The sequence below is a fragment of the Neobacillus drentensis genome (assembly GCF_036965245.1).
GTDB lineage: Bacteria > Bacillota > Bacilli > Bacillales > Cytobacillaceae > Neobacillus > Neobacillus drentensis_G.
This window is the reverse complement of record NZ_JBALPG010000025.1, coordinates 1-17297: the sequence shown is the minus strand read 5'-3', so window position 1 is coordinate 17297 and position 17297 is coordinate 1. Positions and strand designations below refer to the sequence as shown.

At 39.2% G+C, this 17297-nt stretch carries 14 protein-coding genes; 7 read left to right on the top strand and 7 right to left on the bottom strand.

Annotated elements, in window-relative coordinates; translation table 11 throughout:
• Positions 1 to 49: 49 nt before the first annotated feature.
• The 7 genes from rsmG to rpmH all read right to left on the bottom strand — a co-directional run bounded on the left by rsmG (position 50) and on the right by rpmH (position 7277).
• Positions 50 to 766 carry a 16S rRNA (guanine(527)-N(7))-methyltransferase RsmG gene (rsmG, locus tag V7150_RS07080; RefSeq protein WP_335515452.1) on the bottom strand — a complete coding sequence of 239 codons (717 nt, stop codon included), beginning with the start codon at positions 764 to 766 and terminating at the stop codon, positions 50 to 52.
• Positions 767 to 1045: 279 nt separating this feature from the next.
• Positions 1046 to 2935: a tRNA uridine-5-carboxymethylaminomethyl(34) synthesis enzyme MnmG gene (gene mnmG, locus V7150_RS07075; protein ID WP_335515448.1), complete on the bottom strand. Its 1890-nt coding sequence runs from the start codon at positions 2933 to 2935 to the stop codon at positions 1046 to 1048.
• Positions 2936 to 3197: 262 nt separating this feature from the next.
• On the bottom strand, positions 3198 to 4583 hold the full coding sequence (gene mnmE, locus V7150_RS07070) for a tRNA uridine-5-carboxymethylaminomethyl(34) synthesis GTPase MnmE (protein ID WP_335515445.1): 1386 nt from the start codon (positions 4581 to 4583) through the stop codon (positions 3198 to 3200).
• Between the two features lie 462 nt (positions 4584 to 5045).
• Positions 5046 to 5669, bottom strand: coding sequence for an RNA-binding cell elongation regulator Jag/EloR (jag, locus tag V7150_RS07065; RefSeq protein ID WP_335515442.1), 624 nt, complete (start codon positions 5667 to 5669; stop codon positions 5046 to 5048).
• A complete protein-coding gene (gene spoIIIJ / locus V7150_RS07060) occupies positions 5666 to 6439 on the bottom strand; it encodes a YidC family membrane integrase SpoIIIJ (RefSeq protein WP_335515440.1) in 774 nt (257 codons plus the stop codon). The genes jag and spoIIIJ overlap by 4 nt, the downstream gene beginning before the upstream one ends.
• A 241-nt stretch (positions 6440 to 6680) precedes the next feature.
• Positions 6681 to 7025, bottom strand: a complete 345-nt coding sequence (rnpA, locus tag V7150_RS07055; RefSeq protein ID WP_335515437.1) for a ribonuclease P protein component — start codon at positions 7023 to 7025, stop codon at positions 6681 to 6683.
• 117 nt (positions 7026 to 7142) lie between these two features.
• Complete coding sequence (gene rpmH, locus V7150_RS07050) at positions 7143 to 7277, bottom strand: 50S ribosomal protein L34 (protein WP_063255153.1); 135 nt, start codon at positions 7275 to 7277, stop codon at positions 7143 to 7145.
• A 737-nt stretch (positions 7278 to 8014) separates the two neighbouring features.
• Here rpmH and dnaA point away from each other — a divergent pair.
• The 7 genes from dnaA to gyrA all read left to right on the top strand — a co-directional run bounded on the left by dnaA (position 8015) and on the right by gyrA (position 17096).
• On the top strand, positions 8015 to 9361 hold the full coding sequence (gene dnaA, locus V7150_RS07045) for a chromosomal replication initiator protein DnaA (protein ID WP_335515434.1): 1347 nt from the start codon (positions 8015 to 8017) through the stop codon (positions 9359 to 9361).
• Positions 9362 to 9577: 216 nt separating this feature from the next.
• Positions 9578 to 10714: a DNA polymerase III subunit beta gene (gene dnaN, locus V7150_RS07040; RefSeq protein WP_335515432.1), complete on the top strand. Its 1137-nt coding sequence runs from the start codon at positions 9578 to 9580 to the stop codon at positions 10712 to 10714.
• 240 nt (positions 10715 to 10954) lie between these two features.
• Positions 10955 to 11170, top strand: a complete 216-nt coding sequence (yaaA, locus tag V7150_RS07035; RefSeq protein WP_335515429.1) for a S4 domain-containing protein YaaA — start codon at positions 10955 to 10957, stop codon at positions 11168 to 11170.
• Positions 11171 to 11187: 17 nt separating this feature from the next.
• Complete coding sequence (gene recF, locus V7150_RS07030; protein WP_335515425.1) at positions 11188 to 12306, top strand: DNA replication/repair protein RecF; 1119 nt, start codon at positions 11188 to 11190, stop codon at positions 12304 to 12306.
• An 8-nt stretch (positions 12307 to 12314) separates the two neighbouring features.
• Positions 12315 to 12566: an extracellular matrix regulator RemB gene (remB, locus tag V7150_RS07025; RefSeq protein ID WP_335515423.1), complete on the top strand. Its 252-nt coding sequence runs from the start codon at positions 12315 to 12317 to the stop codon at positions 12564 to 12566.
• Between the two features lie 65 nt (positions 12567 to 12631).
• Positions 12632 to 14551, top strand: coding sequence for a DNA topoisomerase (ATP-hydrolyzing) subunit B (gene gyrB, locus V7150_RS07020; RefSeq protein ID WP_335515735.1), 1920 nt, complete (start codon positions 12632 to 12634; stop codon positions 14549 to 14551).
• Positions 14552 to 14573: 22 nt separating this feature from the next.
• The gene (gyrA, locus tag V7150_RS07015) at positions 14574 to 17096 is read left to right on the top strand and encodes a DNA gyrase subunit A (protein ID WP_335515419.1); all 2523 of its coding nucleotides are present in this window, start codon (positions 14574 to 14576) and stop codon (positions 17094 to 17096) included.
• Positions 17097 to 17297 lie beyond the last annotated feature (201 nt).

The following is a 17297-nucleotide window of genomic DNA, read 5'->3' as shown; positions in this document are numbered from 1 at the left end:
AACAAGAGGGGCCCTTCTTTTAAAAATTCCAGCTAGACCCCCAATAACCCTATTCAATTGGTGCTTTCCCTGGTGTCCCTGGTTTTCGAGGGTATTTCTTTGGCGTAGGACGCTCTTTTTTTATGATAATAATATTTCGTTCGCTATCTTCCATTGGTAATGTAAAGGTGAATACCTTTTCAACCTTGCCGCCAAATGTGGTGATGGCCTTTTGACCCATTTCCAATTCATCATTCGCATGCATTGCCTTCATGGCAATAAAATGTCCCCCCACTTTTGCAAGCGGTAAACAAAACTCACTTAAAACAGACATTCTTGCCACCGCTCTTGCTGTTACGATATCAAAGCTTTCCCGATAAGCGGGATTCACGCCAAAGGTTTCAGCACGATCATGTACAAATTGAACATTTTCCAAATTTAATACCTTAGCAAGATGATTTAAAAATGAGATCCGTTTGTTTAATGAATCAACTATTGTCACTTGGATATGAGGATAGACAATTTTCAATGGAATGCTCGGAAATCCCGCACCTGCGCCAACATCACAAAGATGAAAAGGCTTTGTAAAGTCAAAATAGAATGAAGCCGTAATAGAATCGTAAAAATGCTTTAAATATACGTCAGCTTTTTCAGTGATTGCCGTTAAATTCATTTTTTCATTCCACTCGACCAATGTCGTAAAATACGTTTCAAACTGGTCAAGCTGCTTTTTAGAAAGAGCAATTCCCTTTTCTCTTAGTTTTGCCTCAAATTGTTCGATGATCATTACCAAATCTTCCTCACTAACTGTCCAGCTTCAGCGCCCCTGATCAAGGAGCTTCCGCTTTTCTTTTTGTCTAGCTCCAGCGCCTAGGGGCTCGGGGTCATAAGCCAATCCGTCAAGAAGGCTAAAAAACAGCCTTCTCGCCGGCTCGTCTTATGCCTGGCTACAGAAAGCTATCGCATTCTGTACGCATTAAGGGAGACTAATCTCTGGCTACGCTCTGCTTGCCAGGCGCTAAATCTCCCTATATCGCCCCTGGTCAAGGCGCTTCCGCTTTTCTTTTTATTCATTCGAAACTCGTGCGATTTTGCCCTGCTCAAGGTACACAAGCAGGATGGAAATATCAGCTGGATTGACTCCGGAAATCCGTGATGCTTGAGCAATTGATAACGGTTTAATCTTCTTTAGCTTTTGTTTCGCTTCCGTAGCTAGGCCGTTAATAGCATCATAATCAATATTGTCAGGGATTTTCTTATTCTCCATTTTCTTTAACCGCTCTACTTGCTGGAGTGATTTTTCAATATACCCCTCGTATTTAATTTGAATTTCTACTTGGTCTTTTATTTCATAATCTAAAGGAAGCTCACTCTTGGTCAGCCCTTCAAGCAGTTCGTAAGTCATTTCCGGTCTTTTTAGTAGATCCGAAGCACGAATCCCATCTTTCAGCTCACTGCCGCCAATACTGCGAATTAATTCTTGCACCTCCGCGGAAGGTTTAAGGATGATAGATTGTAATCTTTCCTTTTCCGCTTCAATTGCAGCCTTTTTAACTAAAAATGCTTCATATCGGTCATTACGAATGAGTCCAATTTCATGACCAATATCCGTTAACCGTAAATCAGCATTATCATGACGCAAAAGTAGACGATATTCCGCCCTTGAAGTTAACAAACGATAGGGCTCATTTGTTCCTTTTGTAATTAAATCATCAATTAAAACGCCAATATAAGCATCGGAGCGGCTTAAAACTAATTGCTCGCGGTCTAAAGCATTTAACCCGGCATTAATCCCAGCCATTAACCCTTGACCAGCGGCTTCTTCATAACCGGATGTACCATTAATTTGGCCAGCTGTATATAGGTTTTTGACAACCTTTGTTTCTAATGTTGGCCATAGCTGTGTCGGCACAATGGCATCATATTCAATTGCATAACCAGCCCTCATCATTTGCGCATTTTCAAGTCCTGCAACCGATTTGATTATTTGCTGCTGTACATCTTCTGGCAAGCTGGTTGACAGCCCTTGTATATAGACTTCCTTCGTATTTCTTCCTTCCGGTTCAAGGAAAATTTGATGGCGCGGCTTGTCATTAAAACGGACAACCTTATCTTCTATGGATGGACAATACCTTGGACCTGTTCCCTTAATCATGCCTGAGTACATTGGAGACCGATGCAGGTTGGCATCAATTAACTGATGGGTTCTGTCATTTGTATACGTTAGCCAGCATGGCAGCTGGTCAGTAATATATTTCGTAGTTTCAAAAGAAAATGCTCTTGGAACTTCATCACCAGGTTGAATCTCCGTTTTACTATAATCAATGGTGTTGCTATTGACCCTTGGCGGCGTTCCTGTTTTAAACCGAACTAGCTCGAAACCCAGCTCTTCTAAATGTTCTGACAGCTTAATCGATGGCTGTTGATTATTCGGTCCGCTGGAATATTTCAATTCACCCAGGATAATTTCACCGCGCAGGAATGTACCTGTCGTGATAATGACCGTTTTCGATCGATAAACAGCACCTGTTTTGGTGATAACACCTTTAACTATCCCATCTTCGACAATCAATTGCTCGACCATGCCTTGAATTAGGGTTAGATTTTCTTCTTCTTCCAATGTCTTTTTCATTTCATGCTGATAGGCAAATTTATCAGCCTGTGCCCTTAAAGCACGGACAGCCGGTCCTTTACCGGTATTTAGCATCCTCATTTGGATATACGTTTTATCAATGTTTTTAGCCATTTCACCACCGAGGGCATCGATTTCGCGAACGACAATTCCTTTTGCCGGTCCACCAACGGATGGGTTACATGGCATAAAGGCAACCATATCTAAGTTTATTGTGATCATTAATGTTTTCGCACCAAGTCTCGCTGCTGCAAGTCCCGCTTCGCAGCCTGCATGCCCAGCGCCAACAACAATGACATCATAATTTCCTGCTTCGTATTGCATGTTTGTTCCTCCTTTTCCGTAAAGTACGGAAACGTTGCTTCTTCTGGTAGATTGTCTCTCTTTTTATGGTTTCAGGCTCCAAAAGGGTCTATTAGGTACCCTTTTCTCACTTTTTATACTTGAACAGGCTCCTATACAGCCTATTAGGTATCTTTTTCTCACTTTTTACACCGGAACAGGCTCCTGCCAACCTCTTTGATGAGCTTTATTCCTTAATATTATCCGCTCTAGTGTCAGAAAAACCTAATATCCAACCGCTTTTCTATTTTCCTAAACAGAACTGTGAGAATAACTGATCAATAAGACTTTCATGGACACTGTCACCAATGATTTCACCAAGCATTTCCCATGTTCTTGTTAAATCTATTTGCACGATATCAATCGGGGTTCCCATTTCCACCCCTTGAATTGCTTCCTCAATCGTATGAAGGCTTTGATTTAATAAGGCAATGTGACGGCTGTTTGAAACATATGTCATATCCCCTGTATCAATTGATCCGGCAAAGAATAATGAAGCAATTGCCTCTTCGAGCTCATCAACTCCAAGGTCTTCGAGCAATGAGGTGGTAACAAGTTTATGCTCTTTAGCAAGTTCATTAACCCGTTCCATATTAATTTGCTGCGGCAGGTCAGTTTTATTGACAATGACAATGACATCCATCCCTTTAACAACCTCAAAGAGATTTTCATCCTCAACAGTTAACTGGTCTGAGTAATTCAACACAAGCAAAATTAAATCAGCTTCTTTTAACACTTGACGAGAACGTTCAACCCCAATCCGTTCCACGATATCCTCTGTTTCCCTGATACCTGCCGTGTCTAACAGTCTTAGCGGCACACCGCGGACATTGACATATTCCTCAATGACATCACGTGTTGTCCCGGGAATGTCGGTAACAATCGCCTTATTTTCATGAACAAGACTATTTAATAACGATGACTTACCTACATTTGGCCGTCCCACAATTACAGTAGATAGTCCCTCTCGTAAAATTTTCCCCTGCTCTGAAGTTTGTAACAGTTTTTTAATTTCTTCCTGAACAAAGTGAGCCTTTTCAAGGAGCATCTTATGGGTCATTTCCTCGACATCATCATATTCTGGATAATCGATATTCACTTCGACATGGGCGAGAACTTCTAAAATCTCCTGCCGCAGTTTTCTAATCAGCTTGGATAAACGTCCTTCCATTTGACCAAGCGCGACGTTCATCGCCCGGTCTGTTTTCGCTCTGATTAAATCCATAACCGCTTCTGCCTGAGATAAATCAATCCGTCCATTTAAAAAGGCCCGTTTCGTAAATTCGCCCGGTTCCGCTAATCTTGCCCCGTTTTTTAATACATGCTGCAGCACGCGATTCACGGAGACAATCCCGCCGTGACAATTAATCTCCACTACATCCTCTTTTGTAAAGGTTTTTGGCGCTTTCATGACCGAGACCATTACCTCTTCTACCACTTCATCACTTTTTGGATCAAGAAGATGCCCGTAGTGAATCGTATGGCTGGCCACTTCAGTAAGTCTTTTTCCACCGATACTCTTAAAGAGCTTGTCTGCTATTTGAATGGCATCATCACCACTCAAACGAACAATTGCAATAGCTCCCTCTCCCATCGGTGTCGAGATCGCCGCAATTGTATCAAATTCCATTTTCCTCACCTCACATATTAAAAATGACAAATACTATATAAAAAATTGATTTTTTCTCCAAAATAGTAGAATACCACATGAATTTCTGTTAAAAAAGGATCTGTACTTTATCCCCGATTACCAGGCAATAATACCCTCACTTATTGAAGTTTCACTTTATCCACAATCCAAAAAGCCTATTTATTATTTTAACTTATCCACATGTGAATAACAATAAAGCGTGAAATCTTGAAATAAAAGTTATCAACAGCTTTTTTAGAAAAAAAAAACCCCCGATTAGCAAAGTCTACTAGCCGTTGTACACTCCTTGAAAAAGCTAACGCTTTTCCTTCTTCGAGGTATCGCTTCCGAGGCATATTTTTATGAATCCTGGACAATTCTCAAAGTATAAATTGATACTTTTATATCTCTTAAAAAAGGAGTAAAAAAAACACCCTATCTAAGGATAGGATGTCATTTTAATTATCTTTTCACTGGAGTAATCACAATAAATCGATGTGGTTCCGATCCATCAGAAAATGTCTTTACACGTTTGTTCTCGGATAAAGCGGTATGAATGACTTTACGCTCATAAGAAGGCATAGGTTCTAACGCTACATCTTTTCCAGACTTGACAGCCTTCGCGGCAAGTCGATGAGCTAATTGAATAAGCGTTTCACTTCTTCTGTTTCGGTAATCTTCAGCGTCCAAAATTACGGTTAAGTATTGATTAGAAAAGCGATTAATTACCAGCTGGGCCAAATATTGTAATGAATTTAGCGTTTGACCTCGCTTACCAATTAATAGGGCAATCTTTTCTCCGGTCATCACAAAGTAAACCTGTTTGCCTTCACGTTTGATTTCTATTTCCGCTGGTGCATCCATTTGTTCACTTACATGACTGAGGAATTTCTTTGCTTCTTCAATTGGATCAATGATCAATGTTACTTTCACAACAGCTGGACGTGAACCGAAAATCCCGAAAATTCCTTTTTTACCTTCATCAATGATATCAACATCTGTGCGGTCTTTGGTGGTCTGTAATTGAGCTAAAGCTGATTCTACTGCTTTTTCGACAGTTTGTCCTGTAGCAGTTACCTGTTTCACTTTTTTGCTCCTCCCGCATTACCGGTGGCCTGCGCCTTTAAATCCGGTCCTTTAATAAAATAGGTTTGTGCAATCATAAAGATATTTCCGATAACCCAGTATAATGAAAGGGCTGCAGGGAAATTGAAAGCAAAGACGACAATCATGATCGGCATCATCCAAAGCATCATTGCCATTTGCGGATTTTGTTCCTGTCCTGCCATCATCAATTTTTGCTGGATAAAGGTAGTGATACCAGCAATAATTGGCAGGATGTAATATGGATCTTTTTCACCAAGGTCAAACCATAAGAAGCTATCTTGGGCAATTTCTCTAGTTCTTGAAATCGCATGATAAAAACCAATTAAAATCGGCATTTGAATAAGTAGTGGAAAACAGCCTGCCATTGGATTGACGCCATGCTTTGAAAAAAGGGCCATTGTTTCTTGCTGAAGCTTTTGCTGTGTCTTTTGATCCTTTGAGCTGTATTTTTCTTTAAGTGCTTTCATTTCCGGCTGCAGGGCCTGCATGGCCTTGGAGCTTTTTGTCTGCTTAATCATTAACGGCAACAGAACAAGCCTGATTAAAAGGGTCACGACAATAAGCGATAAACCATAGCTTCCTCCGAGCACATGCGCTCCTTCTTTAATCAGCCAAGATAAAGGATAAACAATGTATTCATTCCAAAAACCTGTACTCTCTGAAGTAATCGGCTTCTTAATTTCACTGCACCCTGTTAAAAACAAGAACACAGAAAGCATACCGAACGAAAGTAATATTCGTTTTTTCAACCAACTTTTCCTCCCCGCCAAATATAAAATATAAAATAAAAAGAGTGTCGTTCAACTTTTATGTAAAATATTTCTTTTTAAAAAAATTAGAAAGGATAAATTTTGACTTTGAGAAATTTCCAGCGCCCAGCGGCTAGTAATCTTCGCGCTTCCGCTTTTCTTATTATTTCAAAAATATTTTATCATTTTTTCAACTCAAATGTCTTTATTACACCGCTTTATTTTGAATAAATCCGTAAAATTAGTTCTTCTTTAATACCTTTCCAACCTTAAGGACATGGGTTAAACTTTTTTTTACCTCAAAAAAGTCCATTTCGGCTGTTGGCTTCCTGGCAATAATCACATAATCATTCCCTTGAGATACCTGATCATATAATTCAAGAATGGATTGCCTTACATACCTCTTGATTCTGTTTCTGGTAACAGCATTTCCAATCTTTTTACTGACAGACAGGCCGATGCGAAAAAAGTCCTGTCCCTCTTTTTTCAATGAATAGATAACAAATTGGCGGTTAGCAAAGGAATGACCTTTCTGGAATGCCTCCTGGAACTCTTTATTTTTTTTAATTCGGAATTCTTTTTTCATAAAAAAACTCCTTTTTAAACTTTGATAAATATCTAGCTTTCTCGTCTAGCGGCCATACGCCTCTAAAAAGAAGCTTCCACTCTAAATGTGAAAAAAGACCACTGACGCTTCAGTGGTCTAAGCTGATAATACTTTTCTTCCCTTTTGACGACGACGAGCTAGAACCTTTCTTCCGTTTGCTGAGCTCATACGACTACGGAAACCGTGAACTTTACTGTGTTTACGTTTATTTGGTTGATACGTTCTTTTCATTATATGACACCTCCCTGAGGAATAGCTATCAATTTAAACTTAAATGACAGTCTTAATTATTATAAAGATGTCTCCTTGATATTGTCAACTACTCTTCTTATATTGTCCATATTTCCAATTTTTTCGAACATGAAAAGCACATTTCCAGAAATTCTATACTCATGGAGAGAGTTCGATCGTTAGGCAATTTTTTCTATAAAAATCCTCAAAACGGCATCTGTGGATAAAAAATCGACACTTTTTTCATTATCCACACAAGATATAGACAGGTTTTGCACAAGTTATCCGCCTGTGGACAATTATTATACACATAATGTTACTGTTGTGGATAAACTGTCAAAAGGCATTGCGCATTAAGCAATTATTTGATATTATATTTGTGTTTTCACTCTGAATAACTCCATCTCGTATAGAAATTATCCACAAACTGTGGATAACGTGTGGATAGTTTATCCTGACATTCTGTAAAAACTTGTCCACAAGGGGTGGATATTGTCGAAACTCCACTTTATTTCCTTATTATACGTTTTCCACAACCACTGTTTCGTATATTTATAAATTAATAGGCTGTACTGCTTGTATAGACCTAATGTTTTCACGGAACTTTAGTCGAAAAGGTGAGCTAGTTGCAATAAGAATAAACCTTTAGACAAATATTTTTTGGGGTTAGACAGTAATTAATGCGAGTGCTAGTTAAGATAAATTATTTTTACTAAAACAAAAAGGAGGGATACTAGTTGGAAAATATTGCGGATCTTTGGAATGCAGCGCTAGCCAATATTGAGAAAAAGATAAGCAAGCCTAGCTTTGACACATGGCTTAAGTCGACAAAGGCCCATTCCCTTCAAGGCAATCTGCTTGTAATCACCGCTCCAAATGAATTTGCGCGTGATTGGCTGGAAGAGCGTTATTCTCAGTTAATCTCCGGGATTCTCTATGAAATCACCGGGGAAGAGCTATCTGTAAAGTTTATTATTCCGCAAAATCAAAATGAGTCAGAAAATGATATTGCACTGCCGCCAAAGAAAGTAAAAAGGGACGAAGACCATGGGGAAATTCCTCAAGGTATTTTAAATCAAAAGTATACATTTGATACGTTTGTTATTGGTTCAGGCAACCGGTTTGCCCATGCCGCTTCACTTGCTGTAGCAGAAGCACCTGCAAAAGCCTACAATCCGCTATTTATTTATGGAGGCGTTGGATTGGGGAAAACCCACTTGATGCACGCCATTGGCCATTATGTTTTAGATCATAACCCTGCGGCAAAAGTAGTCTATTTATCGTCTGAAAAATTTACCAACGAGTTTATTAACTCAATTCGCGACAATAAAGCGGAGAACTTCCGTAATAAATATCGAAATGTCGATATCTTACTTATTGATGATATTCAGTTTTTAGCAGGAAAAGAATCAACACAGGAAGAATTTTTCCATACATTTAATGCGCTTCATGAAGAAAGCAAACAAATTATTATCTCAAGTGACCGTCCGCCAAGAGAAATTCCCACATTAGAGGATCGGCTGCGATCACGCTTTGAATGGGGCTTAATTACTGATATTACGCCGCCAGATTTGGAAACAAGAATCGCCATCCTTCGCAAGAAAGCTAAGGCAGAAGGTTTAGATATACCAAATGAAGTTATGCTTTATATTGCTAATCAAATTGATTCAAACATTCGTGAGCTTGAAGGTGCGCTAATCCGTGTGGTAGCCTACTCTTCTTTAATCAATAAAGATATTAATGCAGATCTAGCAGCAGAAGCATTAAAAGATATTATTCCGAGCTCAAAGCCAAAGGTCATTACCATCCATGAGATCCAAAAGGTGGTAGGAGAGCATTATAGTATAAAACTAGAGGATTTTAAGGCAAAAAAACGGACAAAATCAGTTGCCTTTCCTCGACAAATTGCAATGTATTTGTCGCGCGAATTAACCGATTACTCATTGCCTAAAATAGGAGAAGAGTTTGGTGGACGTGATCATACAACGGTTATTCATGCCCATGAAAAAATATCTAAACTCCTTCAATCCGATTCAACTCTGCAAAAACAAATGAAGGAACTGCATGAATTATTAAAGGTTTAATGAAAAGGAGCGGCACGCCGCTTTTAGGTGTTAGAATTGTGAATAACTGCTTACATTCTATACACAGTCTGTCCACATGTGGATAGGCTGTGTTTCTATTGAAAATTCAGGTTATCCACATACTAACAAGCCCTACTAGTACTTCTACTATTTTTTTAAAAAATAATATTATATGTTGCTGTAAAAAAAATATGCATAAAACGGAGGATTAATGCAATGAAATTTATCATCCAACGGGACCGTCTTGTTCAAAGTGTTCAAGATGTTATGAAGGCTGTTACATCAAGAACAACTATACCGATCTTAACGGGAATCAAAATTGCTGCTACAACAGAAGGAGTTACCTTAACAGGAAGTGACTCCGATATTTCCATTGAATCCTTTATTCCAAAAGAGGATGCCGGTGATGAAATTGTTGAAATTAAACAACCAGGAGCAATCGTTCTTCAGGCTAAATTCTTTAGTGAAATTGTCAAAAAATTGCCTACTGATTCGGTTGAAATTGAGGTTCTTGGTTCATTGCAAACTGTCATCCGCTCCGGGAAATCAGAGTTTAACTTAAACGGTCTGGATGCTGAGGAATACCCTCACCTGCCGCAAATAGAAGAAAACAATAAATTTCATATTGCGACAGATTTATTAAAAGCAATGATTAGACAAACTCATTTTGCTGTGTCCACCTCAGAAACACGCCCGATCTTGACAGGTGTAAACTGGAGAATTGAAAATGATGTGCTAACCTGTATTGCAACAGATAGCCATCGACTTGCACTAAGAAAGGCAAAAATCGAAACGGAAAATCTCGAAAGCTATAATGTTGTTATTCCAGGAAAGAGTTTGAATGAATTAAGTAAAATTATTGATGATACAAATGAATTAATTGATATTGTGATTACTGAAAATCAAATTTTATTTAAAGCAAAGCATTTATTATTTTTCTCGAGATTATTAGAAGGAAATTATCCTGATACATCTAGATTGATTCCAAATGAAAGTAAAACGGATGTAATCGTGAATACGAAGGAATTTCTCCAAGCAATAGATCGTGCTTCATTACTGGCACGTGAAGGAAGAAATAATGTCGTGAAGTTTTCAACCATTGAGGGCGGAATTATCGAAATATCATCAAATACGCCAGAGGTTGGAAAGGTAGTAGAAGAAATTCAAAGCAGTTCGATTGATGGAGAAGAGTTAAAGATATCCTTTAGCGCGAAATACATGATGGATGCTCTAAAAGCACTTGAAGGATCAGATATTAAGGTAAGTTTTACCGGAGCAATGCGTCCATTCGTAATACGCCCCCTACATGACGAAACGATTTTACAGCTTATTTTACCGGTGAGGACATACTAAATTTTAAGACTTCCTAAATATGCCGCCATTTCATTGGCGGCATTCTTTACTAAATAAAAGATAATTCTTTTTCAGCCGATAGAAAAGTTAACCTTTCTATTAGGCATATGTGCAACTAAGCCTCTGCATTTCCCTTAGGGGCATGCCATTCGGCAAGTTTTCTTTATTTCCTTTGTATCTTAGTGTTTTTTTTAGTAAAATAAAGTATTGGGACCATTTTTAGAAATGAGGGTGAGAATAGTGCCTGAAAAAGTAAAGCTAGACACAGAGTTTATTACATTAGGTCAATTTTTGAAGCTGGCTGATGTGATTCAAACTGGCGGAATGGCAAAATGGTTTTTAAGTGAACATGACATTTTTATTAACGGTGAACAGGACCAAAGAAGAGGAAGAAAACTTCGTGCCGGTGACAAAGTACAAATTGCTGGCTTTGGAGAGTTTGTGATAACCGACTAGCTAAAGGATTTGTTGCTATGTATATTGAAAAATTAGCACTAAAAAATTATCGGAATTACGAAGAATTATTCGTTCAATTTGAAAATAAAGTAAATGTCATCTTAGGTGAAAATGCCCAAGGTAAAACAAATGTCATGGAGTCCATTTACGTATTAGCGATGGCGAAATCACACCGAACCTCCAATGATAAGGAACTTATTCGCTGGGACCAGGAGTATGCTAAAATAGAAGGCAGGGTTCAAAAACAAAATGGTTCTTTGCCTTTGGAATTAATTATTTCCAAAAAGGGAAAGAAGGCAAAATGCAACCATATTGAACAGCAGAAGTTAAGTCAATATGTTGGGAATCTGAACGTGGTCATGTTTGCTCCTGAAGACCTTAACATTGTTAAAGGGAGCCCGCAGGTGCGAAGACGATTTATTGATATGGAAATTGGGCAAGTATCGCCCATTTATTTACATGATATGAGTCAATATCACAAAATCCTTCAACAACGTAATCATTATTTAAAAATGCTGCAGATAAAAAAACAAACAGATCAAACGATGCTCGAAATTTTAACAGAGCAGTTTATTCAAATGGCTGTGAAGATTGTGAAGAAGCGGTTTGAATTTCTTAATCTCCTTGAAAACTGGGCGCAGCCAATTCATCAAGGAATTTCTAGAGGTCTGGAAACGCTCGAAGTTACCTATAAGCCATCAGTTGAGGTATTAGAAGAGCAAGATTTGTCGAAGATGATAACAAGCTTTGAAGAGAAGTTTGCAAAGGTTAGAACAAGGGAAATAGAACGCGGTACAACCCTATTCGGCCCCCATCGTGACGATTTATTGTTCTTTGTCAATGGAAGGGATGTTCAAACCTTTGGTTCACAGGGGCAGCAGCGAACAACCGCCCTTTCCGTCAAACTTGCTGAAATTGAATTAATCTATAATGAAATTGGCGAGTACCCAATTTTGCTCCTTGATGACGTTTTATCGGAATTGGATGATTACAGGCAATCCCATTTGCTTAATACCATTCAAGGAAAGGTACAAACGTTTGTGACAACAACAAGCGTCGAAGGGATTGATCATCAGACACTAAAGGAAGCATCAACCTTTATTGTTAAATCCGGTGATATGAAGAAAGTTAATTGAGGTGGATCATGTATATTCACATCGGGGAAGATCTTAACATTAGGGCGAAAGACATTATTTCGATATTAGATAAAGAGAGTGCGAATAATTCTCCGTTGGTTGAAGAGTTCTTAGAGCACCATAAGGAAAGATTAATTAACTTGTCCAAAAACCCCTTTAAATCAGTCATAATTACATATGACAAAGTTTACTTATCCCCTATTGCTTCTGGAACATTAAAAAAACGTTCAAACCAAATGAATATACACGAATTTTTATAAAATTGTTTTTAACCATGAAAATATTGAGCTATTTTGTCAGAAGGTGCAGGTGAACAAGTATGACTATGGAACAAAAGGCAGTGGAACAAACATACGGTGCCGATCAAATTCAGGTTCTTGAAGGACTGGAAGCAGTTCGAAAACGACCTGGTATGTATATCGGGTCGACAAGTGGAAAAGGGCTCCATCATCTTGTTTGGGAGATTGTTGATAACAGTATTGACGAGGCACTCGCAGGTTACTGTGACGAAATCAATGTCATTATTGAGGAAGATAACAGTATCACTGTAAAGGATAATGGCCGTGGAATTCCGGTAGGTATTCAAGAAAAGATGGGCAGACCAGCTGTTGAGGTCATTATGACGGTTCTTCACGCTGGTGGTAAATTTGGCGGCGGCGGTTATAAGGTTTCCGGCGGACTCCATGGTGTTGGTGCTTCTGTTGTTAATGCCCTTTCTACAGAGCTTGAGGTTTATGTCCACCGTGATGGTAAAATTCACTTCATCAAATTTGAACGAGGCGCGGTCGTTACGGAATTAGAGGTAATTGGAACGACCGACAAAACGGGGACGATTACACACTTTAAACCAGACGGTGAAATTTTCACTGAAACATTGGTATATGAATATGACATACTTGCGACTCGTCTTCGTGAGCTTGCATTTCTTAACCGCGGAATCAAAATCACGATTGAAGATAAGCGAGTTGAAAATAAACGAAATGAATACCATTATGAGGGTGGTATAAAATCGTATGTAGAACATTTAAACCGTACAAAAGAGGTTATACATGATGAACCGATTTACATTGAAGGTGAGCGGGACGGTATTAGTGTTGAAGTAGCACTCCAATATAACGAGGGCTATACAGATAACATTTACTCTTTCGCAAATAATATCCACACTTATGAAGGCGGGACACATGAATCAGGCTTTAAAACAGCTTTAACAAGGGTCATTAATGATTATGCTAGGAAAAATAACCTAATAAAGGAAAATGACACCAATCTTTCCGGAGAAGATGTTCGTGAAGGGATCACAGCCATTATTTCCATCAAACATCCTGACCCGCAATTTGAAGGGCAAACAAAGACGAAGCTTGGAAACTCTGAAGTCAGGGCGATTACAGATACTGTGTTTTCCAGCACGTTTGAAAAGTTTATGTTAGAAAATCCAACAGTTGCCAGGAAAATTATTGATAAAGGTTTGATGGCGGCAAGGGCGAGGCTTGCAGCTAAGAAAGCCAGGGAATTAACCCGAAGGAAAAGTGCATTAGAGGTTTCCAGTTTACCGGGGAAATTAGCAGATTGTTCATCAAAAGATCCATCAGAAAGTGAATTGTACATCGTTGAGGGTGATTCTGCGGGCGGTTCAGCGAAACAAGGGCGTGACCGTCATTTTCAAGCGATTTTACCGTTAAAAGGAAAAATTCTTAATGTTGAGAAAGCCCGTCTGGATAAAATCCTTTCTAACAACGAAGTTAGGGCGATGATTACGGCCATTGGAACAGGTATCGGAGAGGATTTTGATATTGCTAAGGCCCGTTATCATAAAATTGTCATTATGACAGATGCTGATGTTGACGGCGCCCATATTCGCACGCTAATCTTAACGTTCTTCTACCGTTATATGAGAAAAATTTTGGAAGCAGGTTATATATATATTGCCCAGCCGCCACTCTATAAGGTTCAACAAGGTAAACGAGTGGAGTATGCTTATAATGACAAAGAATTAGACCGGATTTTTGCAGAGCTGCCAGCTGCACCTAAGCCGAATATCCAGCGTTATAAAGGTTTAGGGGAAATGAATCCTGAACAATTATGGGAAACAACGATGGATCCTGCGAATAGAAGTATGCTTCTAGTTAGTCTGGAAGATGCAATCGAAGCAGACGAAACCTTTGATATGTTAATGGGTGAAAAGGTAGAACCGCGTCGGAACTTCATTGAAGCGAACGCACAATATGTAAAGAATTTAGATATATAAAAAGCGGAGGGAGGTATGTAATATGACTGAAACACCCAATCCTCAAATTAAAGAGATTAATATTAGCCAGGAGATGAGAACATCATTCCTTGACTATGCAATGAGTGTTATTGTTTCTCGTGCTCTTCCAGATGTTCGTGACGGGCTAAAACCAGTTCACCGCCGTATTCTATATGCGATGCATGATCTTGGCATCCATGCGGATAAACCGTATAAAAAATCAGCCCGTATCGTTGGAGATGTAATTGGTAAATATCATCCGCATGGTGATTCAGCGGTGTATGAAACGATGGTCCGGATGGCGCAAGATTTCAACTATCGATATATGCTCGTCGATGGGCATGGAAACTTCGGCTCTGTCGATGGAGATGCAGCAGCTGCGATGCGTTATACAGAATCGAAGATGTCTAAAATATCAATGGAATTATTACGAGATATCAACAAAGATACCATTGATTATCAAGATAACTATGATGGAGAGGAACGAGAGCCTGCTGTTTTGCCTGCACGGTTTCCAAACCTCTTAGTGAACGGAACAACCGGGATTGCTGTTGGGATGGCGACAAACATTCCGCCGCATCAGCTAGGAGAAGTCATTGATGGCGTATTAGCTGTCAGCCGTGACCCAGAAATGACGACGCAGGAGTTAATGGAAATTATCCCTGGTCCGGATTTTCCAACCGGAGGACTAATAATTGGCCGAAGCGGCATTCGAAAAGCATACGAAACTGGCAGAGGCTCGATTACCATCCGTGCGAAGGTGGAGATTGAACAAAAATCCAATGGCAAGGAAGTTATCATTGTTAATGAACTGCCCTACCAGGTAAATAAAGCTAGATTGATTGAAAAAATTGCCGAGTTAGCACGCGATAAAAAAATTGATGGTATCACTGATTTAAGAGATGAATCTGACCGCAGAGGGATGCGGATTGTGATTGAAGTTCGTAAAGATGCGAATGCCAATGTCCTCTTAAATAACTTATATAAACATACAGCACTGCAAACAAGCTTTGGAATCAACACCTTAGCCCTTGTTGGCGGCCAGCCAAAGGTGTTAAGCCTTAAGCAATGCCTTGTTCACTATTTAGACCATCAAAAAGTGGTCATTCGTCGAAGAACAGAGTTTGAATTGCGTAAAGCTGAAGCACGTGCTCATATTTTAGAAGGCTTAAGAATTGCACTCGATAATTTAGATGCAGTCATTACCCTTATTCGAAACTCGCAGACAACTGATATTGCCCGCGAAGGCTTAATGACACAATTTAACCTATCCGAAAAACAAGCACAAGCCATTCTTGATATGCGTTTACAGCGTTTAACAGGTTTGGAACGAGAGAAAATTGAGGATGAATTTCAAAGTCTCATGAAGCTTATTGCTGAATTAAAGGCCATTTTAGCTGATGAGGAAAAGATTCTTGAAATTATCCGCGAAGAACTATTAGAAATTAAAGAGCGTTTTAATGATAAACGCCGTACGGAAATTGTCACGGGCGGAATTGAAAATATTGAAGACGAGGATTTAATTCCTCGTGAAAATATCGTTATTTCCTTGACACATAATGGTTACATTAAGCGTCTCCCAGTTTCCACTTATCGTGCGCAAAGACGCGGCGGCCGCGGGATCCAAGGGATGGGAACAAATGAAGATGACTTCGTCGAACATTTAATCACGACATCGACACATGATACCATTCTCTTCTTTACGAACAAAGGTAAGGTTTATCGTTCAAAAGGCTATGAAATACCAGAATTCAGCCGAACAGCGAAAGGAATACCGATTATTAATCTCCTCGGGATTGAAAAAGGTGAATGGGTTAACGCCATCATTCCTGTCGAAGAATTCGTCGATGATTGGTCCTTATTCTTTACAACAAAAGAGGGGATCTCTAAACGGTCGCCGTTAACATCGTTTGCCAATATTCGGAACAATGGTCTAATTGCCTTGAGTTTGCGTGAGGGTGATGAATTAATCTCCGTCCGAATGACCGATAGCAGCAAACACATGATTATTGGTACAAAAAATGGAATGTTGATTCACTTCCCTGAGACTGACGTAAGATCGATGGGACGAACGGCTACAGGTGTTAAAGGAATTACACTTGATTCTGGTGATGAAGTGGTTGGAATGGAAGTATTAGAAGAGGATAATGACGTTCTAATTGTAACAAAAAATGGTTACGGTAAACGTACTCCTGCATCTGAATACCGTGTCCAAGGACGTGGTGGTAAAGGAATAAAGACCTGCCATGTTACCGAGAAAAATGGAGAACTTGTTTCGATGAGAGCCGTGACTGGTGAAGAGGACCTAATGCTTATTACTACTGGCGGTGTCCTCATTCGAATTGATGTAGCCGGTATTTCTAAAATGGGCCGGAACACTCAAGGTGTCAAGCTTATCAGTATGAAGGAAAGCGAAAACGAATTTGTGGCAACTGTCGCAAAGGTTGAAAAAGAAGAAGAAGCCCAAGAAAATGAAAACAGTGATGAGGAAGTAATTACTGTTGACGAAAATCAAGATGTCAGCACACCAGAGGGCGAAGAATAATAATTTAGAAGGAGCATACATCCGTGTGCTTCTTTTTTTCTTGATCCTAAAAGACCCTACCGATACCATCATGAAATGTCGCAAATTGTTTTTAAGATAATTATAGTAAAAAAATAAAAAACGTGTTGACTTTAAAATGTGTTGATGATATATTTATTAAGTCGCTTACGAGCGATAAAAGATTTTGTTCTTTGAAAACTA

What these genes read in the sequence shown, in the direction of transcription:
- recF (WP_335515425.1), top strand. Translation starts at nt 11,188, where the DNA reads ATGTATATTGAAAAATTAGCACTAAAAAATTATCGGAATTACGAAGAA.
- remB (WP_335515423.1), top strand. Translation starts at nt 12,315, where the DNA reads ATGTATATTCACATCGGGGAAGATCTTAACATTAGGGCGAAAGACATT.
- dnaN (WP_335515432.1), top strand. Translation starts at nt 9,578, where the DNA reads ATGAAATTTATCATCCAACGGGACCGTCTTGTTCAAAGTGTTCAAGAT.
- gyrA (WP_335515419.1), top strand. Translation starts at nt 14,574, where the DNA reads ATGACTGAAACACCCAATCCTCAAATTAAAGAGATTAATATTAGCCAG.
- rnpA (WP_335515437.1), bottom strand. Translation starts at nt 7,025, where the DNA reads ATGAAAAAAGAATTCCGAATTAAAAAAAATAAAGAGTTCCAGGAGGCA.
- rpmH (WP_063255153.1), bottom strand. Translation starts at nt 7,277, where the DNA reads ATGAAAAGAACGTATCAACCAAATAAACGTAAACACAGTAAAGTTCAC.
- gyrB (WP_335515735.1), top strand. Translation starts at nt 12,632, where the DNA reads ATGGAACAAAAGGCAGTGGAACAAACATACGGTGCCGATCAAATTCAG.
- mnmG (WP_335515448.1), bottom strand. Translation starts at nt 2,935, where the DNA reads ATGCAATACGAAGCAGGAAATTATGATGTCATTGTTGTTGGCGCTGGG.
- mnmE (WP_335515445.1), bottom strand. Translation starts at nt 4,583, where the DNA reads ATGGAATTTGATACAATTGCGGCGATCTCGACACCGATGGGAGAGGGA.
- rsmG (WP_335515452.1), bottom strand. Translation starts at nt 766, where the DNA reads ATGATCATCGAACAATTTGAGGCAAAACTAAGAGAAAAGGGAATTGCT.